Source organism: Desulfoferrobacter suflitae, assembly GCF_022603395.1.
Taxonomy (GTDB): domain Bacteria; phylum Desulfobacterota; class Syntrophobacteria; order Syntrophobacterales; family Syntrophobacteraceae; genus Desulfoferrobacter; species Desulfoferrobacter suflitae.
In genome coordinates, this window is the sequence record NZ_JAIBKA010000004.1 from 444,797 (window position 1) to 466,554 (window position 21,758).

The 21,758-nt window shown below is 54.5% G+C and carries 20 protein-coding genes; 7 read left to right on the forward strand and 13 right to left on the reverse strand.

The window, feature by feature from the left end; all coding sequences use genetic code 11:
• Position 1: 1 nt before the first annotated feature.
• From K1V27_RS09555 to hisS, 4 genes are read right to left on the reverse strand one after another with little or no spacing between them, the layout of a single operon-like run.
• Positions 2-796, reverse strand: coding sequence for a septal ring lytic transglycosylase RlpA family protein (locus K1V27_RS09555; protein ID WP_258929764.1), 795 nt, complete (start codon positions 794-796; stop codon positions 2-4).
• Positions 797-827: 31 nt separating this feature from the next.
• A complete protein-coding gene (locus K1V27_RS09560) occupies positions 828-2,657 on the reverse strand; it encodes a triose-phosphate isomerase (protein WP_258929765.1) in 1,830 nt (609 codons plus the stop codon).
• Between the two features lie 4 nt (positions 2,658-2,661).
• Positions 2,662-4,500, reverse strand: coding sequence for an aspartate--tRNA ligase (aspS, locus tag K1V27_RS09565; protein ID WP_309574006.1), 1,839 nt, complete (start codon positions 4,498-4,500; stop codon positions 2,662-2,664).
• Positions 4,501-4,529: 29 nt separating this feature from the next.
• Complete coding sequence (hisS, locus tag K1V27_RS09570) at positions 4,530-5,816, reverse strand: histidine--tRNA ligase (RefSeq protein ID WP_258929766.1); 1,287 nt, start codon at positions 5,814-5,816, stop codon at positions 4,530-4,532.
• A 168-nt stretch (positions 5,817-5,984) separates the two neighbouring features.
• On the opposite strand from hisS, the gene K1V27_RS09575 reads away from it, so the two are divergent.
• Entirely contained in the window at positions 5,985-6,119 is a 135-nt protein-coding gene (locus K1V27_RS09575) for a hypothetical protein (RefSeq protein ID WP_258929767.1), read from the forward strand.
• Here K1V27_RS09575 and K1V27_RS09580 read toward each other — a convergent pair whose 3' ends face one another.
• The gene (locus K1V27_RS09580; RefSeq protein ID WP_258929768.1) at positions 6,120-6,323 is read right to left on the reverse strand and encodes a DUF6485 family protein; all 204 of its coding nucleotides are present in this window, start codon (positions 6,321-6,323) and stop codon (positions 6,120-6,122) included. It lies immediately after the preceding gene.
• A gap of 49 nt (positions 6,324-6,372) precedes the next feature.
• Complete coding sequence (locus tag K1V27_RS09585; protein WP_258929769.1) at positions 6,373-6,555, reverse strand: hypothetical protein; 183 nt, start codon at positions 6,553-6,555, stop codon at positions 6,373-6,375.
• Between the two features lie 225 nt (positions 6,556-6,780).
• On the opposite strand from K1V27_RS09585, the gene K1V27_RS09590 reads away from it, so the two are divergent.
• Entirely contained in the window at positions 6,781-7,344 is a 564-nt protein-coding gene (locus K1V27_RS09590; RefSeq protein WP_258929770.1) for an isochorismatase family protein, read from the forward strand.
• An 85-nt stretch (positions 7,345-7,429) separates the two neighbouring features.
• Here K1V27_RS09590 and K1V27_RS09595 read toward each other — a convergent pair whose 3' ends face one another.
• The 5 genes from K1V27_RS09595 to K1V27_RS09615 all read right to left on the reverse strand — a co-directional run bounded on the left by K1V27_RS09595 (position 7,430) and on the right by K1V27_RS09615 (position 12,652).
• A complete protein-coding gene (locus tag K1V27_RS09595) occupies positions 7,430-8,464 on the reverse strand; it encodes a peptidase U32 family protein (protein ID WP_258929771.1) in 1,035 nt (344 codons plus the stop codon).
• Between the two features lie 278 nt (positions 8,465-8,742).
• Positions 8,743-9,561 carry an N-acetylmuramoyl-L-alanine amidase gene (locus K1V27_RS09600; protein WP_258929772.1) on the reverse strand — a complete coding sequence of 273 codons (819 nt, stop codon included), beginning with the start codon at positions 9,559-9,561 and terminating at the stop codon, positions 8,743-8,745.
• Positions 9,562-9,745: 184 nt separating this feature from the next.
• Positions 9,746-10,780 carry a low-specificity L-threonine aldolase gene (ltaE, locus tag K1V27_RS09605; RefSeq protein ID WP_258929773.1) on the reverse strand — a complete coding sequence of 345 codons (1,035 nt, stop codon included), beginning with the start codon at positions 10,778-10,780 and terminating at the stop codon, positions 9,746-9,748.
• A gap of 47 nt (positions 10,781-10,827) precedes the next feature.
• Complete coding sequence (locus K1V27_RS09610; RefSeq protein ID WP_258929774.1) at positions 10,828-11,853, reverse strand: uroporphyrinogen decarboxylase/cobalamine-independent methonine synthase family protein; 1,026 nt, start codon at positions 11,851-11,853, stop codon at positions 10,828-10,830.
• Positions 11,854-11,947: 94 nt separating this feature from the next.
• A complete protein-coding gene (locus K1V27_RS09615; protein ID WP_258929775.1) occupies positions 11,948-12,652 on the reverse strand; it encodes a transglutaminase-like domain-containing protein in 705 nt (234 codons plus the stop codon).
• A 590-nt stretch (positions 12,653-13,242) separates the two neighbouring features.
• Between K1V27_RS09615 and K1V27_RS09620 the strand changes: the two genes are divergently transcribed.
• On the forward strand, positions 13,243-14,148 hold the full coding sequence (locus tag K1V27_RS09620) for a transporter substrate-binding domain-containing protein (protein ID WP_258929776.1): 906 nt from the start codon (positions 13,243-13,245) through the stop codon (positions 14,146-14,148).
• Between the two features lie 17 nt (positions 14,149-14,165).
• On the forward strand, positions 14,166-16,796 hold the full coding sequence (locus tag K1V27_RS09625) for a hybrid sensor histidine kinase/response regulator (RefSeq protein WP_258929777.1): 2,631 nt from the start codon (positions 14,166-14,168) through the stop codon (positions 16,794-16,796).
• On the opposite strand, the gene K1V27_RS09630 is transcribed toward K1V27_RS09625, so the two are convergent.
• Entirely contained in the window at positions 16,778-18,148 is a 1,371-nt protein-coding gene (locus tag K1V27_RS09630; RefSeq protein WP_258929778.1) for a dipeptidase, read from the reverse strand. The genes K1V27_RS09625 and K1V27_RS09630 overlap by 19 nt on opposite strands.
• A gap of 223 nt (positions 18,149-18,371) precedes the next feature.
• Between K1V27_RS09630 and K1V27_RS09635 the strand changes: the two genes are divergently transcribed.
• Positions 18,372-19,502: a GNAT family N-acetyltransferase gene (locus K1V27_RS09635; RefSeq protein WP_258929779.1), complete on the forward strand. Its 1,131-nt coding sequence runs from the start codon at positions 18,372-18,374 to the stop codon at positions 19,500-19,502.
• A 76-nt stretch (positions 19,503-19,578) separates the two neighbouring features.
• Here the strand turns inward: K1V27_RS09635 and K1V27_RS09640 are convergent, their stop codons facing one another.
• Positions 19,579-20,085, reverse strand: a complete 507-nt coding sequence (locus K1V27_RS09640) for a hypothetical protein (protein WP_258929780.1) — start codon at positions 20,083-20,085, stop codon at positions 19,579-19,581.
• Between the two features lie 412 nt (positions 20,086-20,497).
• Between K1V27_RS09640 and K1V27_RS09645 the strand changes: the two genes are divergently transcribed.
• Positions 20,498-20,791: an HU family DNA-binding protein gene (locus K1V27_RS09645; protein WP_258929781.1), complete on the forward strand. Its 294-nt coding sequence runs from the start codon at positions 20,498-20,500 to the stop codon at positions 20,789-20,791.
• Positions 20,792-20,863: 72 nt separating this feature from the next.
• Positions 20,864-21,334, forward strand: a complete 471-nt coding sequence (locus tag K1V27_RS09650) for a Rid family hydrolase (RefSeq protein WP_258929782.1) — start codon at positions 20,864-20,866, stop codon at positions 21,332-21,334.
• Positions 21,335-21,758 lie beyond the last annotated feature (424 nt).

The following is a 21,758-nucleotide window of genomic DNA, read 5'->3' on the forward strand; positions in this document are numbered from 1 at the left end:
ACTATTGGCCCTCCATGGCTATGACGAAGCAATCCCCAAAGCCTTTTTGACGTAATTTGTCCATTTCCCGGCGAGCAATCAGCAAGTCTTGATACGAGCCCACTTGCACGCGATAGAAGGTTTCTCCCTGGTGATTGAAGGGAAGAATTTGTATTCTGGGATAAGCGGCAAGCATGTTTTGTTTGAGCCGATAGGCATTGGCCGGTTCCTTGAAAGATCCTATCTGAATGGCAAATTCTCCGTAACGCAGGGAACGCATGGGGTTGACCTTCCAGTAGGTATTCGATCCGATACGCTTCTCTGAGGCCACTTCAACGGCTTCGACCCGCACCTGAGCCAGCCCCTTTCCTTTGATGCCGAGTGCCTGGGATGCCTGTTGCGAGAGATCGATGATTCTGCCGGCGACGAACGGGCCACGGTCATTGACCCGGACGATGACGGCATTGCCATCCTCCACATGGGTCACCTTCACGTAGGTGCCGAGGGGCAGAGTCTTGTGTGCGGCGGTCATGGCGTGCATGTCGTAAGGTTCTCCGCAAGCGGTGGGTTTTCCATGGAAATCGGATCCATACCAGCTGGCAAGACCCTCTTCGACGTATCCTTCCGCAGAGGGCAGGGGATAGTACCAGACGCCGTTGATCTTATACGGTCTCTGGCTGCGGAGGGCCGGCGCCGCGGCGGCGGGCGGCGCAATTCCCGGTTCCCGTGGAGGGGGAGGCGCCTTCTTGGCACAACCGGCCGGAAGAACGAATACCATCAGCCAGATTCCCAGGTATCTTGGTAAAGGCCCTCTCACTGGACTCTCTTATTGTGCAGCAGCCGGTCTCTCACATATCGCCGTTTTCTTCCATCTTGGCGAGGTCTTCAAAACGAATATCGATGCCCAGGATTCCCACGATTTCTTCCAGCTCGTTGCGAATCGGAGCCGAAACCGTAATGCACAGGGCCCCCGTGTAACGCGATGTATAGAAGTCCGTAACGTGCACCTTACCGTCTCTCAGGGGCTCGGTGAACCATGGACGGTCGGAGAGATCCTCACCCACTTTGGCGCTTTCGTATTTGGCCTTATCCACGATGTGGGTGATGTTGCGCGTGACCTTGAGCCCCTCGTTATCCGTGACATAAATGTACTGGATAAATGGGTTGAGATCCAGCAAAGTCTGCAGGACCGGTTCCTGGCGCCCCGCATCCATGCTTTTTACGGCATCGCTTTCGACCACCTCTTCCACCAGATGAGCGGCCAGGGCATGGGCTTTCTGCTTGAGCAGATCGAATTCGCTGACAAAGTACTCGGGCAGATATCTCCTTGCCCAGCGCTCCAATTCTTCATTGGAGATCGACGTGTTGCGCCCCTGTTCGTACTCGCGCATGACCCGCTTGTGCATCTTGACGATTCCCGGGTGGCGCTTGTCGAGCCGCTTGTCCCCTTCCAGGCGGAGACGGATATTGACCCAGTAGGCGATGCTGGAAACGCCGGACTTGTCGGTGATGATGATGCTGATGGGGCGTTTGAGCAGCTTCAGCGTGTTGAAAATGTTGTATATTTCTTCATCTTTCACCAATCCGTCGGCATGAATTCCCGCCCGGGTGGCATTGAATTCTTCCCCCGCAAAAGGATAGTTGGGTGGAATGCGAACGCCGAGCTCCCGCTGGAAATACTCGGCCACATCAGTGATGGCCGTGGTGTCGATGCCGCTCTGGTCGCCCTTCAGTCCAATGTATTCCATGATGAGGCCCTCGATCGGCGCATTGCCCGTCCTTTCCCCAAAACAGAGCAACGTGCCGTTGGCCCCACTGCATCCATACAGCCACGCGCTGGCGGCATTGGTGAGGACCTTGTGAAAATCGTTGTGGCCGTGCCACTCAAGCAGCTGGCCGGGAACTCCGGCATCGTCGATAAACGCGCGCACCAGCTTGGGAACACTGCGCGGTAATGCCGCGCCCGGATAGGTGATACCGAAACCGAGCGTGTCGCACAGACGAATCTTGATATCGCTGCCGCTTTCCTCCCGCAGCCGCATCAACTCCAAGGCAAAGGGAATGCAAAAGCCGTAAATATCGGCTCTGGTTATGTCTTCGAAATGGCAGCGCGGGGTGATTCCTTTGTCGAGAGCCGCCCTGACAATGTTCAGGTACTTTTTCAGGGCGGTCCTGCGGTCCAGCTTCAATTTCAGAAAGATGTGATAGTCGGAAACGGAGGTCAGAATCCCCGTTTCTTTCAGACCGGCATCCGCCACCAGTTGCAGGTCCTGTTCGACGGCGCGAATCCAGCCGGTGATCTCCGGGTACCGCCAGTCTTTGGCGCGGCACGCATCGAGCGCCTGCCGGTCCTTCTCGGTGTAGAGAAAAAATTCCGACTGGCGGATGACCCCATGCGGGCCGGATAGTCGATGCAGGAAATCGAAGATGATTTCGATCTGCTTCACGGTGTAGGGAGGGCGGGCCTGTTGGCCGTCGCGAAATGTCGTGTCGGTGATAAAGATATCTTCTGCCGGATCGATGGGCAGCAGCTTATGATCAAAGTCTATCCTGGGAACTTCGTCGTACGGAAAAATTTCCCGCATGAGATTGGGTTCCTCCAGGTCGATCAGCTGATATTGCCAGAATTGGGAATGTTCGTGATCCAGAACTCTTTTCTTCGGATTCCATCTGGCCATGGCATTAGTTCCTTCCACGTTGCTCGATTTTCAAGCAGAGCTCCAACAACTGTCCGATTTCCGCTTCGGTTGGTGCACCGCTCATCAGGCAGGTGGCTTTCTGAGTCTTGGGGAAGGCAATGACGTCGCGGATCGAGCTACAGCCGCTCAGCAGCATGACCAGCCGGTCAAAGCCGAAGGCAATTCCTCCGTGAGGCGGTGCGCCGTACTGCAGTGCATCGAGCAAGAATCCGAACTTTTCCTGCGCCTCTTCCCGGTCTATACCAAGGGCGGCGAAGACGCGCTCCTGAATATCCTGCCGATGAATACGAATGCTTCCTCCGCCGATTTCCGTTCCATTCAGCACCAAATCATAGGCTCTGCTGCGCACCTTTTCCGGTCTCTCATCGAGTAACTCCAGGTCTTCTTCGAGGGGTGCGGTGAAAGGATGATGCACCGAAGTGTAACGCTTCTCTTCATGATCCCATTCCAGCAGGGGGAAGTGGGTTATCCAGACCAGTTTGTAGGTATGCGGCTCGATCAGTTGCAACTGACCGGCAAGCCGAACTCTCAGGTTACCCAGGGCATCATGCACAATTTTACTCTGATCGGCCACAAAGAAGATGATGTCCCCGGTCTCGATGTGCAGACGCTCCACAAGCTTTGCCCGCACAGCGTCGGGCAGAAACTTGGCGATGGGCGACTGCCACCCGTCGGGCTGGATCTTGATCCAGGCCATGCCCTGGGCGCCGAAAACCTTTACATACTCGATGAGATCATCCAAATCCTTGCGGGAAAGCTTGCTGCCCCCGGGCAATCGGATCACCTTCACCAGCCCCCCGCGCTCGACGGCCTGCTTGAACACCCGAAACTCGGTTGCTCCCACCAAATCCGTGATGTCGCTCAATTCCAACCCAAAGCGTAGATCGGGTCGGTCCGTTCCAAACCGGTTGACGGCTTCGGCATAGGTCATTCTCGCAAAGGGAAGCTGCGGCGCGATGCCGAGCAGCTCTTGAAACAGCTGCGCAATCCAGGCTTCTATCAACTGGTAGATGGTCTCTTCACGGACGAAGGACATTTCCAGGTCGACCTGGGTGAATTCCGGCTGACGGTCGGCGCGCAAATCTTCATCGCGGAAACATTTGACGATCTGAAAATAGCGTTCGAATCCGGCCATCATCAGCAACTGTTTGAAGATTTGCGGCGACTGCGGCAGTGCATAGAATTTACCCGGGTTGACCCGGCTTGGCACCAGGTAGTCACGTGCTCCTTCGGGAGTGCTCTTGGTGAGCACCGGCGTTTCCACTTCAAGGAACCCGTGGCCGGCGAAATAGTTGCGGGTCAGCTGCGCCGCGCGGTGCCTCAAAACCATGTTCCGCAAATTCCCCGGCCGCCTCAAGTCAAGGTATCGATAGGTGAGGCGGGTGTTTTCATTGACTTCCACATCGTCCTCAATGTGGAAGGGCGGGGTCTTTGACGTATTCAGTATTTTGAGCTGCTTGACGATGACTTCAATCGCTCCCGTCTTCAACTTGGGATTGGTCATGCCTTCAGGACGGAGCCGCACGTTTCCCCGTATCGCGATCACATACTCGCTGCGCAGCGCGTGGGCGCGTTCGTGCGCCTGCGCGTCATGCTGAGGATCGAACACCACCTGGGTCATGCCTTCCCGGTCGCGCAGGTCGATGAAGATCAAGCCGCCGTGGTCACGCCGGCGCTGAACCCAGCCCATGAGAATAACGGTTTGGGATAATTGCTCACGTCCGAGGGTGTTGCAGTCGTGAGATTTTTCCCAGTCTCCCAGGGAATCCAGTGCCAACAAACCGGTGGCTTGGCTCTCCTGTGGCAATTCAACCTGATTCACTCGATATTCCTCCTCTTCCAGGAGCGAAATTAATTCTTCGCAGCGGTGGCATCGCCGTTCCGGATGATCTCTTTCAACAATGGCACAAGACCGTCCAGAGGAATGCTTGACTGTTGCTTGCTTTGCATATCACGCAGCTGAGCTGCTCCTGCGGCCATTTCCTCGTCTCCGAGGATCACCACATAATGGGCCGCCAGCTTATCCGCACGCCGCATCTGGCTTTTCAGGCTGTGTCGTGCATAATCCATCTCGGCTTCAATGCCGTGTGAACGCAACTGCTGAGTGATGAGAAATCCCTCCTGTTTCGCCTGATCTCCCAGGATTGCCAGGAAAACGAGCGGCGACCGTTGGGGTTCCGATCGCTGTTGCTGCAGCAGGAGGATCAGCCGTTCCATGCCGATGGCGAACCCGATGCCGGATAGATCGGGGCCGCCCAGATCGCGCATCAATCCGTCATAACGGCCGCCGCCCCCCACGGCATTTTGCGCGCCCAGCCGATCGGTGATGATTTCGAAGGTGGTCCTCGTGTAGTAGTCCAGGCCGCGGACCATGCGGGGATTAATCTCATAATCCGTTTGCAGCCTGTCCAGATAGGAACGAACCGCAGCGAAGTGGTCGCGGCAATCCTCACAGATGGAGTCGAGGAGCATGGGCGCGTTTTCTATTATTTTTTGGCAACGCTCCACTTTGCAGTCGAAAACTCGCAGTGGGTTGACATGCAGACGACGTTGACAGTCGGAGCAAAAAGTCGCCCGGTTTTGCAGCAGAAATGTCTGCAGCAGTGATCGATAGGGTGCACGGCAGGCGGGGCAGCCCAGCGAATTAATGTGCAAGACCACTCCGGACAGGCCGAGCTGTTCGAGAAAGACCCTCAGCATGTACATCAATTCAGCATCGAGCATGGGATCTTCAACGCCGAACACTTCGGCGTCCAATTGGTGGAACTGGCGATACCTGCCCTTTTGAGGACGTTCGTAGCGGAACATGGGGCCCGTTGAGTAGAACTTTCTGGCGAGCGGATCGGCCTGCAGATTATGTTGGATGAAAGCCCGGACAATCGAGGCCGTTGCTTCAGGGCGCAATGTGAGCCATTCGCCTTTGCGATCTGCAAAGGTATACATTTCCTTTTCAACGATGTCGGTGTTCTCGCCGATGCTTCGGGAAAAAAGCTCGGTCTTTTCCAGAACGGGGGTGCGAATCTCGCGATAGCCAAAATTTTCCAGAATAGAGCGTGCCGTGTTCTCCACCCGTTGCCACCAGTGAATCTGGTCGGGCAGAATATCATTCATGCCTTTGATGGCTTGAATAGATTCCATGAAACTCCTCGCTGGCCGTTGCTTCCGTGAAATGAATCGAAACGCAAACTTGTAAAAAAGGGGTTTGCAAAAGTCAAGCAAAACCTCGATGGGGATCCTCGCGGAGATCGAAGGGAGCTCAAATTTCTGCCGGAAGTTTGCGGGCGGGGGCCTCGGGGTATGCCGCCGATGCCGATACCGGCAGGCCGCAAAAAAAAATCTGAGGACCCCGCTGCGGCGGTGCCGGGTATGCTGGCCGCCAAAGCGGCGGTCAGCACCGCACAAAATAGAGACCGGACGGCTCAGTTGGGGGCCTTCGGCTGATCACACTCGTTTGCTCGCCACCAATTTTGCAAAGTGCTCGAAAGATCGATCAAACGTCCTTTCTGCTTCCTGCGGAAAGCAGCAGGCCGGCAGCTGGCGGCTTCGCAAGTGGTATCTCAGGCATTCGCAGCACACCCCTTTTCGCGAGCAGGGTTCATAGCTGCAATTGCAGTATTTTAGATGTTCCTCTTTTTTACATTCCATCGATTCACCTCCAGGCAAGCTGTACCGTCTGCTCCTGGAAACCGCTTCCTCAGTGGTGAGCCGCCTGGTTCTTGTCGCCTCGCGAGATGAGCACACTCATAATAAAGAGAAGCACGATTTCCCAGATGATAACGGCAGTCCATTTGCCAAAAATGGCCCAAAACACGCCCCCGCCAACGATCGCAGGGACCCCTGTGAGAACAAGCATTCCAAACCGCCACGCCCAATTCATAGCACTCCTCCCACCTTGGAATAGTTGGTTGCTATTCACTAGCATAAGCCGCCGTGCCTTTCAACCATATTGAGCCGTTGCGCCAGCCGGCTCTTCCACACTTGGAAAAAATGCATTAGCATAATCCGGTCTTTCCATCGGAAAAAAGCTGTTCGATTCTGCAGGGATTGGCTCAGGCAGCCGCCCATGCAGGCATTTCCCCGGCAGGTAATGAAAGGTCGCAAAATGAATCAATATGCGCAATTCCTGGATAAAAACGACTGTGTCTTGTTGCTTGTAGACATTCAAAAAGTGATGCTCGATCCCTGCGTGCAGCCGGATTTGATCGAGAAAAATGCTTCGGCCCTCGTCGATCTGGCTCAAATTATGGACATTCCCATTGTCTATTCCGAACACAACCCGGAGAAGCTTGGAGGGTTCCTCCCCCATCTGCTCTCCAAGGTTTCCGAGCCGAACGTTTATAAGAAACTGGAATTCAGCTGCCTTGAAAATGAAGCCATCTTGCGGGCGTTGCAGAGAATCGACAGGCGAACACTGCTGCTTGCCGGTCTGGAAGCGCACGTATGCGTGTTCCATACGGGTGCGCATGCGCTGCGCCTGGGCTATCGGGTGCATGTGGCCTCTGATGCGGTGAGCTCCAGGAGTACTCTGAACAAGGAGGTGGGCCTGCGCCGGCTGGAAAAGGCCGGGGCCGTCATCAGCTCCACCGAGATGATCCTGTTCGAGTTGCTGAATCGCGCCGGAACCGCGGATTTCCGGGCCGCTCTGCCGGTGCTCAAGAGCCTGTGACTTGGCAGGGGTTTTTCGGCTGCTGAAAACAAGACGCCGGTGTCGAGGGGCGGGCAACCGCCTCTGGACACCGGCAAATGCGGCGCTACTGTGCGTAAAGACCTTTGATGTTGTGGTGCAGTTCTCTGGTTTTTTCCAGGCGCACCCGGTCCCGATCCCCGGCGATTTCATCCAGTTCCCGCTGTATTCCAAGGATCTGCGGAGCGTCGTGCGGCTTGCCTTCCTGATGGGCCGTGATCAGCGCTCGGTAAATTGCAATCATGCGGCCTATGAGGGCCACTGGATACTCTCTGCCTTGCACCTTCAGGGTGTGCAGCCCCAGGTCCATGTAGTCCCAGAGTTCTTTGCCGTTTATGGCGAACGCCACGTTGGGATGCAGCCGAATGCGGGCATTGATGGCCTGAATCTCATCTTCCTTGCGGCCTCTTTGTTTGAGTACCTTGCGCCGCTGCTCATCGGTCAACAGGCAGAGCCGAAAACAACTGCCGCTGCGATCCGGCCAACCTTCATATTCTACAATTTCATTGCCGTCTTCATCATGATATATTTTTTTGATGTAGGAATCGGCTATCAGCTCATGAAAAACGCAGTTGCCGACTCCTCCCACGCAGCGGTTGCCGTGGATCAGAACTTCCGTGGCAACGCCGATTGCGTCCGCCGCCTGCTTGAACTCGCGCAGCTTGGGCAGCGTATCAATTTCCGTGCTGGCCACTATTTGGCTCGCTCCATAATTCTTGTATTCCAGCATCTGGGCCGGCGTCTGGATGTTGCACCCCACACTGGCGTGGATCACGAGGTCGGGGAAGTTCTGCGCAACCATCTGCATGGCGGCCGGTGTCTTGGCGATGATCCCCTCCACTCCCCAGGCTGCATACTTGGCGATCTTACCCATGAGCACCATAAACTTTTCTTCGGGTATTTCTGCATTGATGGCTACACGTACTTTTCCTGCATAGGGTTTCGCGGCTTCAATCGCTTCGCGAATCTGCGAATCTTCCAGTTCCCAGGCGCACTTGCGGCGGCTAAAACCTTTCGAGCCAACATAGACCGCGTCGGCACCTTGGGCGAAGACCGCTTCGACCATCTCTACGCTGCCACCCGGTGCCAGGAGTTCATTCATGGGACCCTCCTCATTAAATGCGAAACTTCGTATTACCGAAGCAGATTCAGAGCACGAGCTCGATTATTTATACAGGAAACGGGTGGAAATGGCAATATCAATTAGATACTCCTTTCATCTTACAGCAGGACTTAAAGCTGTCTTTCAACAGCTGGATAATGCTACCTTTTGGAAAAAAGAACAATATTTCACAAATAATCCTACGCCACAGGCGGGGACTCGGCATGGCACTCAACCGAGTCAGTGACAGCGCCATTGCCGCCCCATTGCGGCTCCCATCAATAGTTCGTCAGGCATTGCCGCAAGCCTGACCATGGGAAGCGCTTTCCGGGGCAGTCGGTGCACGCTCCGTTGACGTCGCGATGCCCCATGATGCGGCTGGCAGGTATACGATAATGGTCACACAGGAGCTTCACCAGATAGGCCAGGGAATCCATCTGCTTCCGGGTGGGGAATTCCTCGTTGAAGTTACCGACGAGGGCAATGCCGATGCCCTTGGAGTTCATCCCTCCCGCCTTGCAGTGAGCTCCCTTCATTTGTTTGATCCAGCGCGGCGATTGCTCGATTTGCCCGTCGCCTTTACCCAGAGTGCCGTTGTCGATCAGAAAATGATAGCCCAACCCGTACCAGAACCCGCGGTCGTGATGTGACTTGTGGATGAGCATGGCGTTTCCGATATCGGTAGCAGTGTGGTGAATGATGATGTATTTCCACTGGGTGCTGGGATACAAAGCGATGACGTTGCGCAGTGTCTTCGCGTTGGGGATGACCAGTTTCTGGCCAATCTTAATGGTGTCTCCGGACTTGAGACCATTGGCGTGGTAGATGCTGTTCATGGGAACGTCGTACATTTTGGACAGGCGCCAAACGGTTTCGAGGGGCGCCACTTCGTGGACCACACTTCTGGGGCCGATCATGTGCGTGAGCGACTTCTCCGCCACCGCAGTCCCTGGAGCGGGAGGCGCAGCAGCAACGGGCGGACTTTGCTCGGGAGCGCGCACCTGTCTGCTCCCGCAGGCACTGATTACCAAAACCATACCTGCCAGCAGGACAACAGCCCAGAATCTGTAGCCAAAAGCCCCTTTTGAATTATTCATTATGCGTCTCAAACACTCAGATGACCCTGGATCTGTTGGATATCATAAGGAACTTTTCACCATTTGCAACTCTCAAATGCTGGAAAGGGGTACTTTCCCCCATTGTGAGACACAGATAGCCGGTTGAATGCCGCCATTATTTCATCCAGACTTGATCACTCCCGGGCTTTTGCAGCATTTCGGCTTATCTCAGGGCTTTGCCGAACGCCTCCAGCGTGTAATGGATGTCAGCTTCTGCCACATGGTAGTTGGTCACCGCCCTCAGTTGGCGGGGACCGGTTGGCAGCAACTGCACCCCCTGCAGCTTGAGCTTTTGGGCCAGTTCCACCGGAGTCACGTCAGTGCGCGCGATATTGATAAATACGATGTTGGTGCGAACACGCTCCAGGTCGATTGACAGGTCATCGAATACGGCCAGACCCTCCGCCAGTTTTCGTGCATTCTGGTGGTCGTCGGCCAGACGTCCGATCATCCGCTCCAAAGCGACTATGCCCGCAGCGGCCAGAACTCCCGCTTGGCGCATGCCTCCGCCGAGTACCTTGCGGGTTCTTCTGGCTTCGCCGATAAAATCCGCGGAACCGCACACCACCGAGCCAACCGGTGCACACAGCCCTTTGCTCAGGCAAAATGTGACGGAGTCCACCATGGCTACCAACTCGCGGGCCGGCACATCGAGCGCTGCGGCAGCGTGGAAAATACGAGCGCCGTCCATGTGGATCTTGAGCCGGTATTGTGTCGCCAAAGCTTTTACCGTGCGCAGATAACTCGGGTCCAGGGGATAGCCATTACAGCGGTTGTGCGTGTTTTCCAGGGCGATCAGCCGACTGCGGGGAAAATGAATATTGTCGGATCTGACGGCGTACTCGATGTCCTCAGGCAGCATGGTCCCGTCCGGCTGGTTGGCGACCGTGCGCGGATGAATGCCTCCCAGGGCGGCCATGCCGCCCTGTTCGTAGAAAAAGATGTGGGACTGGTCTCCCAGAATCACTTCATCGCCGCGACCGCATTGCGTCAGGAGACTCACCAGGTTTCCCATGGTGCCGCTGGAAACAAACAGTGCCGCTTCTTTGCCCAGCAGTTGGGCGGCCATGCTTTCCAGGCGATTCACGGTGGGGTCCTCGCCGAATACGTCGTCTCCGACCTCTGCGTCAGCCATGGCCCTGCGCATTTCAGGCGTTGGCCGGGTGATGGTGTCGGAGCGCAGATCAACCATTTTCATTCACAACGTTCCTTTCTTCCCTGCGAAAAATTCCCAACCACGCCTTCTCAGGTCAAGCCATATTCCTGGCGAAGCTTGTGAGAGAGGGTCTTGACAAGGCGGAAAGCCCTTTCGACCGTAACTTCACCATCCGGGTTGACCAGGCAGCAAGTTGCCGGTGACAGGAGGCTGCGCGACACAAGAAAGTCCCGGTCGATGCCCTTTCCGGCGAGATCTCTCCAAAGATTCTTGAGTCGTGTTTCCAGGGATGTCAGCTCCTCCCTTTCAAAGGGTTCAAAATTGGTGGGCACGATCCCCCAGATCAGCACACCGCCGCGCTCCAGAAACCGGCGAATGGAATCGGCGTAAGAAACAAACACCTCGCCGTTGGTGTAGACGTCCAACGACAGCACGTCAATGTCCAGTTTCAAAAGAAAATCCCAGTCCGGATTGCCGCACAGGTGCACTCCCCGGGGTCTTTCAATGAGCGAGAAAAACGATTCCATGTCGCGTTTCGCCGACACATCGTCATATCCGGACATGGCGCTGAAAACGAACTGCAGGCCCGGCTCATCGACAAACATGAAGGCGTTGGAATTGAGCCTTTTGAGACGTTTGAGCTGCACATTGACGCGCCGGGCCATGAATTCGAGCATCAACGGTCTGATCGAGTCATCAAAAATGATGGGGCGATTGTGCTCGTCCATGACATTGAAGCCGAAACTGACGGGGCCTTCCAGCTGCCCCCGGATGGCCGCTCGATTCGCCAAATCCAACTGCAGGAAGCGGTGATAGACCACCGAATAGTCCTCACTGATATCAAAATAGTCCAGGTCATCAAAATGCGACAAGAACTCCTCGACTTCCCGGGCGAATTTTTCCGAAGAAAATCCCAGCTTGCGATTTTCCTGGTCGACGATGATCCCCGGGAAATGCTCGGATGCTTGAACATACATGTCTTCGTTGTAGCTCACATGGGGAAGTTGCGGCCAGAAGGGTATATCCAGTGAAAGGGCCGTTTCCATGGCACGATCCACGTCGCGATGCGGCATGACCGCCATGGCCGTGGTCAAGAGGTTGCCGGGTATGGTCATATTGGCTCCTTGTGGTGTTGAACAAAGGAATTCCTCGCACAGGCGGGCACAACTCGATAGTTCGGTCGTTCGAGCCAATGGCCGCTGTCTTCATCTAATCGCTCACAACCTCTTCTGTTGCGAAATCGGGTAAATCCCTTGCACGGCGTGTCTTGTGCATATCAATCCAGCTCTGTACCCGTTCTTTGCCGTATGTCCTTTCCCATGCCTCAAGGATTTCGGCTACCGGAACATCCGCATAGGTTCCCTGGTATTCCAAGTATTCCATATACTTTTGATTGGCGGAATTGTAGGGATGGAACAGGGAATCCTCGTGGCCGCTGAATTCCAGGGGCGCAACGTTGTGCCTCTCACACAGCTCGCGATTGAAGGCCGGCGTCGCTTTCACCCACTTCCCCCGCAGATGGAATTCCACAAAACCGTGATACACGAATATGTTGCTCCCCAGGTAATCCATCAATTGCTTGGTGGCCAGGTGATTCTTAACGGTGGCGAATCCGATGCGTGAGGGAATCCTACATGCTCTCCCCAGAGCGCAGAGGAGCGCCGCCTTGGGAATGCAGAAGCTTTTGCCGCGTTCGAGAACATAGCTGGCACGATAATGGTCCGGCAAATAAAACGGTGCATAGGGGTCGTAGCGAATACCATCTCTGACCGCCGAATAAAGCTTGACACTCTGTTCAACGGGATCCTCGCCTGCCTCGGCCACCCGTTTCGCATATGCTCTGACCTTTGGATGATCACAGTCAATGATTGCGGTTGCAGTGAGATATTCGTCAAAAGGGGTTTCCCGATTCATGCTGGAATCCTTTCTGCCCGCCAGGAACAGCGTTGGCACTGCGGTGCGGGCAGCAGTGCCGTGCTGAATTGTGCAAAACGGGAGGAAATGTTTTTGTCGGTACATTGCCATGAATAATTATGTTACCATCGATCGACAACGGGGGAGTATAAAAATTGGATGTATTTTTTTCTGCTCCGTCGTCCTTCATTGGTGCCCCGCACCCACGCACCATCTGACTTTTGTTGTTAATTCAGGAAGTTATATGCTGAACACGGTGCCGAACCTGGCCTTGTAGTGTAACTATATGAAATTTAAAGGAATAGCTCAAAAAAATGTTTGACATTGCAGTGAGTTGAGCAATAATTGACGGGGTGGAACGCGCTGTAGCCCGATACCTCAATCCTTTTGCCTCTGTAGCGGCGGCAGTGGCGGCGCGGCCGGAAATCCACCTTATGCATTGTTGCAATGCCCCTTCCGGGTCCTGCAGAGTGGATCATCGTATGCGCAGGAGGAAAATGTATCTTTGCGGAAAGAGCGGATTTTGGGTGCAGCACGAGAGTAGGCCTTACTATTTTTTATCGGGCTCAATGCAATCACAAGGAGAGGAAATGAAGAGTAAGCGGACGGCTTGGGGGCAAAGTGCAATTTTCTGTTACATTCTGATCCTCTGGTGTGTCATGGGCGTTGCCGGCTCAGGGTGGGCGGGCGACCTGAAAGAGGTCAAAGAAAAGGGGGTTGTCCGTCATCTGGGGGTTCCCTATGCCAACTTTGTCACCGGCAGCGGGGACGGACTGGATGTTGAAATGGTGAAACTGTTCGCCGAACATCTGGGGGTCCGCTATGAATATGTTCAGACCACCTGGGATGATGTGATTCCCGATCTATCCGGCAAAAAAGTCAGGCCCGTTGGAGATGAGGTGGAAATCATCGGCGAGGTACCGATCAAGGGGGACATTGCGGCCAACGGTTTGACCATCCTGCCGTGGCGTGAAAAAGTGATTGATTATTCTGAACCGACCTTTCCCAATCAGGTCTGGTTGATTGCCCGCGCTGATGCTCCTCTCAATCCGATCCAACCCTCGGGCGATGTCGAAAAGGACATTGCGGCGGTTAAAGCGCAACTGAAAGGCAGCGAGATCATGGGAATGGCCGATACCTGCCTGGATCCCGTTCTCTATGGATTGGACAAAACAGGGGCCGTATGCACGTCGTTCAAGGGCAGTGTCAACGAACTGGTGCCGGCGGTAATAAACGGAGAGGCTACCGGCACTATTCAAGATGTGGCGGACGCTTTGCTGGCGGTGGAAAAATGGCCCGGCAAAGTAAAAATCATCGGACCGGTCTCGGCCATGCAAAACATGGGATATGGCTTTTCCAAGAATTCACCGGAATTGCGAGCGGCCTTCAACGAGTTTTTCAAACAATGCGTGCACGATGGGACCTACAACCGCATTGTGGAAAAGTACTACCCGGCGATCTTCAACTACTACCCGGAGTTCTTTGAGGTGAAGTAGAAATTCAGGAGAACTGCATGAAGTCCCTGCGGGGCATGTCTTCCACCAGCTTGAATTTAACGGCGGCTTTGGTGAACTTCGTATTGGTCGCCTATATTGGCTTTCTGCTCTTTGCGCATTATCTATCCCAGGCGGAACTTCAGAAGGCAAGCCTCGCACAATTGAGCCAGGACAGTGAAAAGCGTGCTACGGCGGTCAGCTACTTTTACTCGGAACGTAAGAACGATTTAAGAGGTTTGGAAAAGAGTCGAGCGATTTCCATCTTTTTTGAAAACAAGGCCCTCGGAATGTCCATGGAATACGGGCTGAGGGCGAGTCTGCTCGGCATCTCCCAAGCTTTCGAAAGGTTGCTGCAGGAAAAGACACTGGGCGGGGACGGTGTCTATTCGCGCGTTGTATTCGTCGACATTTTGGGCGAGGTGCTGGTTGACTGCTATCTGGATCAATCGGAACTGGACGATATAAGCGATTGGCAACCTTTCTTGACTCCGGCCCAAAAGGACCCTGCCATCCTGGTCAAAGATTTTCATGGAGCGTTGCATGTTTTGGCCACGATCCCCTATTTTTTCAAGGGTGAATATGCCGGGCAGATTCTTGCCTGGATCAGGCCGCAGACGGTTTATGATCACTTGATACGAGTAGATGGCAGTCTTTCGCGGCGAGTGGTCTTTACCATCGCTTCCGACGGCCGCAGACTGTTGCGCAGGGAAGCCGATCCCTCCATGCAGTTCTCCTACCTGCCCAATTTTGCAGAGTTGGAAACCGGCCGGATCCATGACATTGATGTCAAGGACAGAACGGGCAGACGGGAAAGAATTTTGGTGAGTATCGTTTCCATCGAGGATACTCCCTTCCGACTGGTGAGCCTCTTCCCGTCGGCGGAAGTGTTTGGAACCACGGCACCCTGGAAGCTTCCCCTGTCCATGGGGGTCTTGTCTTTGTTTATTCTGGGGGGCATGGCTTACGCCTGGAAAACCAATTCACGCAACCTGATGCTGCGAGCCAACCTGGAGGCAACGGCCAAGAGCAAGCAGGAGGTGGAAGAAAAAAACCAGCAACTGCTCAAAGAAATTGCCGAACGTAAGCGGGCTGAGGCTGCCCTGGCCGAAAGCGAGGAAAGGTACCGAAGATTTTTTGAGGAGGACCTGTCCGGCGCTTTCATCATCGACCGGGAGGGGAACATAGTGGCCTGCAATCCGGCCTTCGCAGAAATTTTCGGTTTTCCTTCGGTGGCGGCGGCCAAGCAGGCAAACGCCAAAGATGTCTATACCGATCTCAGGAAGCGCCAGATTTTTCTGGAAATGCTCAAGGCAGAAAAAAAGCTGATCAACCATGAATCGGAATACCGCCGCATCGACGGCACCATCATTCACACCACGGAAAACGTCATCGGAACCTTTGACAGAGACGGCGAACTGATAGAGATCAAAGGCTTTATCGTGGACAATACGGAACGGCGAAGGCTCGAAGGCCAGTTGCGGCAATCCCAGAAGATGGAAGCGATCGGCACTCTGGCCGGGGGCATTGCCCATGATTTCAACAACATCCTCACCGCCATCATCGGCAATGCGGAGATGGCGCTGTATAAGGTGCCCGAAGACGACCGGGTGAGGCATAATCTGGAACAGGTCATGAAGGCGGGCAATCGAGCGCGTGACCTGGTCAGGCAGATCCTCACATTCAGCCGGCAAAGCGAGCACGTGAGGAAACCGCTCAACATGAGTCTCATTGTGAAAGAAGCCCTGAAACTGCTGCGTGCTTCCCTGCCCACAACCATTGAGATCCGGCAGGATATCCGCGCCGAATCGGCCATGGTCAACGCCGATCCAACACAAATTCATCAGGTGCTCATGAACCTTTGTGCCAATGCGTCCTATGCCATGCGTGCCCAGGGCGGCGTACTGAAGGTGAGCCTGCACAGCGTGGATGCTCATTCCTGCCCGCGCATCAGGAACCTGGAATTGCCCGACGGACCGTGTGTGGAACTGATGGTGAGCGATACCGGTACCGGTATGGATCCCGGCACCATGGAGAGAATGTTTGATCCTTTTTTTACCACCAAGGGTCCGGGAGAAGGCACCGGGATGGGACTGGCCATGGTTCACGGAACTGTCAAGAGCCATGGGGGAGCCATCATAGTGGACAGCGAACCGGGCAAGGGCAGCTCTTTCCGCCTCTACTTTCCGGTGGTGCGCGGATCGGCTGTTGACGAACCGCAGGCAAACATTCAGCTGCCCCGAGGCAGAGATTTGGGAAGGATTTTGCTGGTGGACGATGAAGACATTATTCTCACCACCGGCCAGCAGATGCTGGAGTATCTGGGCTATGAAGTCGTCATCAAGAAAAGTGCTCCGGAGGCCCTCAAAGCGTTCCAGCTGCAGCCCGATCAGTTCAGCCTGGTCATCACCGATCAGACCATGCCGAAAATGACGGGCGCCGAACTGGCCAGGGAAATGCTCCGCATACGGCCGGAAATGCCAATCATTCTGTGTACCGGATTCAGTGAGGTGATGGACCAGGAAATGGCCAAGTCCATAGGCATTCGTGAGTTTGTCATGAAGCCCTTTGTGTTCAGCGAACTTGCCGACTTGGCCAAGAAAGTACTTAACGGAGATCTCAATGACCGCGGTCAGACTGCCAACTCGTAGAAGAGAGCGGCAGCCGATCTGATCCCGCGGTGGAAATCTTCCAGGGAAAACCGTTCGTTGGGAGAATGTGCTCCGTCGTCCGGACTTCCCCAGCCCATAAGCAGGATACTGTCCAATCCCAGAACTTCCTTAAAGAGATTCACTATCGGGATCGATCCTCCCTCGCGAATGAAAACCGGTGCCTTGCCGAAACCGGTCTCAATGGCTCGGGCGGCGGCTTTGACACTGACCTGATCGCGCGTTACCAGCACCGGTTCGGCGCCGTGCAGTTCGGTGATCTGAACTCGTACTCCGGAAGGGGTCAGCGATCGGATGTAGTCCTTGAAGAGCGCGTTTATGACGTTTGGCTTCTGATCGGGCACCAGCCGCATGCTGACCTTGGCTCCCGCCCTCGCAGGTATGACGGTTTTGGCTCCCTCGCCGGAGAACCCACCCCATATGCCGTTGACGTCGAGCGTGGGGCGAGCGGTCTTCCGCTCCATGGGTGAGTAATCCCCTTCTCCCACCAATTCTTCGACTCCCAGGTATTCCTTCAGCTGGTTTTCGTCGAATGAGAGCGACGCCATTTCTTCCCGTTCCCACTGCTCGAGAGGCAGCACGTCGGCATAGAAATTGGGGATGGCGATGCTGCCGTCCGGCTTCTTCAATGCGGAGATCATCGTGCAAAGGGCCTGCAGGGGGTTGGCCACCAGCCCGCCAAAGCTTCCCGAGTGCAAATCGATTCTGGGTCCCTGCAGATCCAATTGCAGATAGGAGAGACCTCGCAACCCGTAGGTTATGGCGGGGGTACCCTGGGCGAACTGGGAGCTGTCGGATACGGCCACGGCGTTGGCCTTGAGCTGATCCTGGTGTGACTTGAGAAAGGCACCGAGGTTGGGACTGCCGATTTCCTCCTCGCCTTCAACCAGCACCTTGACGTTGATGGGCAGTTTCCCCGACACGGCCAAGACCGCCTCGATGGCCTTGAGGTAGGTGAAAAACTGCCCCTTGTCGTCACTGGCCCCACGCGCGTACACATAACCTTCGCGGATCGATGGAGTGAATGGTGGAGTGGTCCATTCCTCCAGCGGCTCCGGGGGCTGCACGTCATAGTGGCCGTAAATGAGCAGGGTGGGGCCGTCGGGGTAGGGGCAATGCTCGCCGTAAACCACCGGATGACGTTCGGTTTCAGTCAGTTTGGTATGGAACTCGAGGCGCTTTAGGTGATTGAAAACCCACTCGGCCGCCCGTCGCACATCAACGGCGTGCCGGCTGTAGGTGCTGACGCTCGGTATGCGAAGAAACTCCAGGAGCTCCTCGACGTAGCGTTTTCGATTGCCGTCAATTTTGCCAAGCGTTTCCTTTGGAATCATGCAATACTCTCCTTGGTTTATATCTTTCTGTTGGAGGCCATGATAGCATAAAATTCAGCGAACATGGCACAAGGAAAATGACTAATGCCCCCGCAGGGGGTGTGCTTTGTCTCCACAGGTCGTTATGCTGCAGGCGGGAGTGTGGCCCGCCGGTGCGAGATGATGTACAATGGCATTGGCCGAGATGATATGCGCGGATGCGGTGCAAGGGTAATTGTCGATCATGGGAGTGCATTTCGAAATCTTTTCCAGCGTTGAAGACATTGACCGGCGGTTGTGGAATCAGCTGGCCGTCACTGCGAACCCGATGATGGAATGGGAATATTTTTACTGCCTGGAAAAGTCGGCTTCGGTTTCCCGCCAGAGGGGCTACCAGCCCAGCCACATCGTGGCCTATGACGGGCGCCGCCCGGTGGCGCTGGCACCGCTCTACGAGCGTGATCGCGCGTGGGTGGAGTTCGGCGACGGGGGGTTGATCGAATTTTTAGGAGAACTGACCGGTCTCCCGTTTCAGCGCGGTCTGGTGGGTACCATTCCGTTCACTCCGGTTCCGGGGTACCAGTTTCTGCATCACCCGGAAGTGTCCTATGCCGATGCCTGCAATATGCTGCTGGACTACATCGATTTCCGATGTGAGACACAGAATCTTTCCACCGCCAGGATCTATTTCTTGAACCAGGCGGCGCCTGTGCTCCACTCACTCCTTTCGCAACGGGGATACATCCGCCTGAGCAGCGACTATTGCGCATGGTTCAATCACGCCTACACGAGTTTTGACGACTATCTCGGCTCCTTCAAATCGAGCCGAAGAACCAAAATCAAAAGGGAGATTCGCACCATTCGAGAAAGCGGAATTGAAGTGGAGATGCTGCCCGGCACCACAGCACCCGGAGAATATTTCAATGAAATGTACCAGCTCTACGAGCAGACATGGGAAAAACATATGGGACCGGCGCTGCGCCCGTTTTTAAATGCGACGTTTTTTCGCCTCCTGGGACAAGTCTTTTCCCACAGGAGCAGCTTTTCCGTTGCGCGTCGTGGGAATCAGAATATCGCTTTGGCCATTTTCTATCACAAGGCAGGCAGTCTATACGGCCGTTACTGGGGATGCCACCAAGAGGTCCCCTTCCTGCATTTCGTCACTTGTTACTACCATCCCATTGAGTTTGCCATAAAAAATGGATTCGACATGATGGATCCCGGTTTCGGGGGAGAGCACAAAACCATCCGCGGCTATGAACCGGTGCCGGTCTATCACTACATAAAATTTTACGGAGAACAGCAGCGGCGCATTGCCGGTTTGATCCTCAAACAGGTCGGGGTTCCCTTTGGCAAGCCGTATCGACGCACTTGATGCGGTGCGGCAGTCGATCAGCCGGCGCGATTTCGACCCGGGTCAAAACCCCGCCCCCAGTGTGTGCAGCGCAGCCCTAAAAGCCAAAGAAAAATGAAAATCCCGGAGCAAAAAACGGTTGGCAACCGGGATACCAGCACGAATAGGGTGCGTAATAGTAGGGTTGGTAATAGTAGGGGCTGCCCCAGCCATAGTAACCGTAATAGGGATACCGATAATACGGTCGGTAGTAGCCTCTCGCGTAGGGCCTGTAATATGGTCTGTAGTACCTGTCATGACGGTGTCTGTCGTAAGGTTTATAGTAGTGCCCCTTGTAGGAACCGGATCGATGACCGTAGTAGCGGTTGTTGGGTGCGCCCCGATAGTGGCCGCTGCTTGATCCGTAGTAGCGGTTGTCGTATCGTCCCTGCTGCATGGCGGACGGCCGCGCGTAGCTCCCCCTTGGTCCCTGACCATGACTGCGGTAGCTTGGCCGGCCTCCTGCTCCCTTGGAATGGTTGCGTGCATACGTCGGCACTGCCAGAAGGAGCATGCACAGCACCGCAATGATTGCCGCCAAAGGTTTGAAAGTTTTAGTGCCCATGGTCTTGCCTCCCTGTTTAGGTCTGCATCTTTAGTATAATCAGCTCCTGCAAAATACGAAAGAGCAAAACGACACCGTCCAATACTCCCATGCCGTATTCGATGGACCTGTTCCAGAGGCTCTCACATTGTTTTTGCTTGACATTTTACGCATATTGCTGTTTTGAATATTTGCTGTGACTTTTATAAGTCATACTTTCAGGGGCTTAGTAACTTTTCCACTTTTTCAAGAGTCTGATTCAAGAGCCGTTCCCTCGTTCATGTTCGTGTGGGTCTGAATGCGTCATTTGACGGCCGATGTGTATTTCCGGTCATTCCCGTGCAGCCGTGTACCTTTTGGGGCAGCTCCAGGGATGCATTTTAAAAGCCCGTGGGTGATAACATTTCAACAGTGAAAAAAGGAGGATTTGACCATGACAAAGGCGGAGCTTGTAGCAAAACTGGCACAAGAGGTCGAGATCAGCAAGAAGAAGGCGAGCGAAGCGGTCGATGCCGCCCTCGCCTCCATCAAAGATGCTGTTCGGGCCGGGGAAACCGTCAATTTTATCGGCTTTGGCAGCTTCAAGATGGTTGAGCGGGCCGCGCGGGAAGGGCGCGATCCGCGAAGCGGCAGGCCCTTGAAGATTCCCGCCAGGAAAACGGTAAAATTCAGCGCCGGCAAAGCATTCAAGGAAATGCTCAACGACGGGAAAAAGAAAAAGAAATAGGAGCCCGATTCTTGTGATCACAACGTTGGCAGCTCTGATGGATCCAGTAAATTAAGAAAAAGGGAGGGTTTTATGAGAAAAGTTAACTTAACAGTCATTTTGCTTCTTGCGTTGTTCTTGGTGTTAAACACGATCGCTTTCGCGAAGAATCCGGTAGAGATTGTTACGCCGAATGCTCCCGCTCCCCTTGGTGATTACTCCCAGGGTATCCGGTATGGGCAACTTTTGTTCACAGCCGGTCAGATAGGGATAAATCCCCTTACTGGTACATTGCCTGATGGCTTGTACGCTCAGTCTGTGCAAGTAATGGAAAACCTCAAAGCCATCCTGGAAGAGGCTCAGTTAGACTTTTGTGACGTGGTGTCGACAACAGTCTATCTTGCACCAGGGGTAACCTCCTCTGATTTTACAAGTGTTTATGGCGGATATTTTATTGATAAGAAGGGAAAACCGTGTCCTCACTTCCCTGCTCGGTCAACCATTACTGCTGCTGGTATACCTTTGGGGGCACTCGTCGAAGTCCAAATGATTGCTGGGAAGTAGAAGCGAATTCGACCATTGTTGAGTTTCGTCGGGCGCTGGCGTGGCGAAACCCAACAAGGCCGTTTTCCACAGTTGGTAAGATTCAGCCGTCGCTGCTCACCCTCAACATTTTGGCGGTGCCAAGCTTCGGTTTTTGATTATATCTGTTAAGGAAAGCATCATTCATCTTTATGCCCGCAGCTACTGATGGGTTTCGTTATCGCCTCACCTATCCTTGCCCCCAATCACTGATAAAGGGATGGATGGAGCGAAGCGAAACCCGTCAACCAGGTCTGCGGGCAATGACACATCTAATGCATAACCGGTACACAACGCGGCCTGGTGGATACGTTTCCTGGTCGACAGGGCTGTGAAGTGACGACCCCATGCGGAAGTCAAATTTCATTGCCTCAGGCCGGAATTGCTGTTAGCATGGCTTAACTTT

Bases quoted from the DNA above. Each gene is read 5' to 3' on its own strand.
- K1V27_RS09585 (WP_258929769.1), bottom strand. From the start codon at position 6,555: ATGAATTGGGCGTGGCGGTTTGGAATGCTTGTTCTCACAGGGGTCCCT.
- K1V27_RS09590 (WP_258929770.1), top strand. From the start codon at position 6,781: ATGAATCAATATGCGCAATTCCTGGATAAAAACGACTGTGTCTTGTTG.
- K1V27_RS09615 (WP_258929775.1), bottom strand. From the start codon at position 12,652: ATGAATCGGGAAACCCCTTTTGACGAATATCTCACTGCAACCGCAATC.
- K1V27_RS09610 (WP_258929774.1), bottom strand. From the start codon at position 11,853: ATGACCATACCCGGCAACCTCTTGACCACGGCCATGGCGGTCATGCCG.
- K1V27_RS09560 (WP_258929765.1), bottom strand. From the start codon at position 2,657: ATGGCCAGATGGAATCCGAAGAAAAGAGTTCTGGATCACGAACATTCC.
- K1V27_RS09595 (WP_258929771.1), bottom strand. From the start codon at position 8,464: ATGAATGAACTCCTGGCACCGGGTGGCAGCGTAGAGATGGTCGAAGCG.
- K1V27_RS09640 (WP_258929780.1), bottom strand. From the start codon at position 20,085: ATGGGCACTAAAACTTTCAAACCTTTGGCGGCAATCATTGCGGTGCTG.
- K1V27_RS09630 (WP_258929778.1), bottom strand. From the start codon at position 18,148: ATGATTCCAAAGGAAACGCTTGGCAAAATTGACGGCAATCGAAAACGC.
- K1V27_RS09600 (WP_258929772.1), bottom strand. From the start codon at position 9,561: ATGAATAATTCAAAAGGGGCTTTTGGCTACAGATTCTGGGCTGTTGTC.
- hisS (WP_258929766.1), bottom strand. From the start codon at position 5,816: ATGGAATCTATTCAAGCCATCAAAGGCATGAATGATATTCTGCCCGAC.
- K1V27_RS09580 (WP_258929768.1), bottom strand. From the start codon at position 6,323: ATGGAATGTAAAAAAGAGGAACATCTAAAATACTGCAATTGCAGCTAT.
- K1V27_RS09625 (WP_258929777.1), top strand. From the start codon at position 14,166: ATGAAGTCCCTGCGGGGCATGTCTTCCACCAGCTTGAATTTAACGGCG.
- K1V27_RS09650 (WP_258929782.1), top strand. From the start codon at position 20,864: ATGAGAAAAGTTAACTTAACAGTCATTTTGCTTCTTGCGTTGTTCTTG.
- K1V27_RS09575 (WP_258929767.1), top strand. From the start codon at position 5,985: ATGCCGATACCGGCAGGCCGCAAAAAAAAATCTGAGGACCCCGCTGCG.
- ltaE (WP_258929773.1), bottom strand. From the start codon at position 10,780: ATGAAAATGGTTGATCTGCGCTCCGACACCATCACCCGGCCAACGCCT.
- K1V27_RS09620 (WP_258929776.1), top strand. From the start codon at position 13,243: ATGAAGAGTAAGCGGACGGCTTGGGGGCAAAGTGCAATTTTCTGTTAC.
- K1V27_RS09645 (WP_258929781.1), top strand. From the start codon at position 20,498: ATGACAAAGGCGGAGCTTGTAGCAAAACTGGCACAAGAGGTCGAGATC.
- K1V27_RS09635 (WP_258929779.1), top strand. From the start codon at position 18,372: ATGGGAGTGCATTTCGAAATCTTTTCCAGCGTTGAAGACATTGACCGG.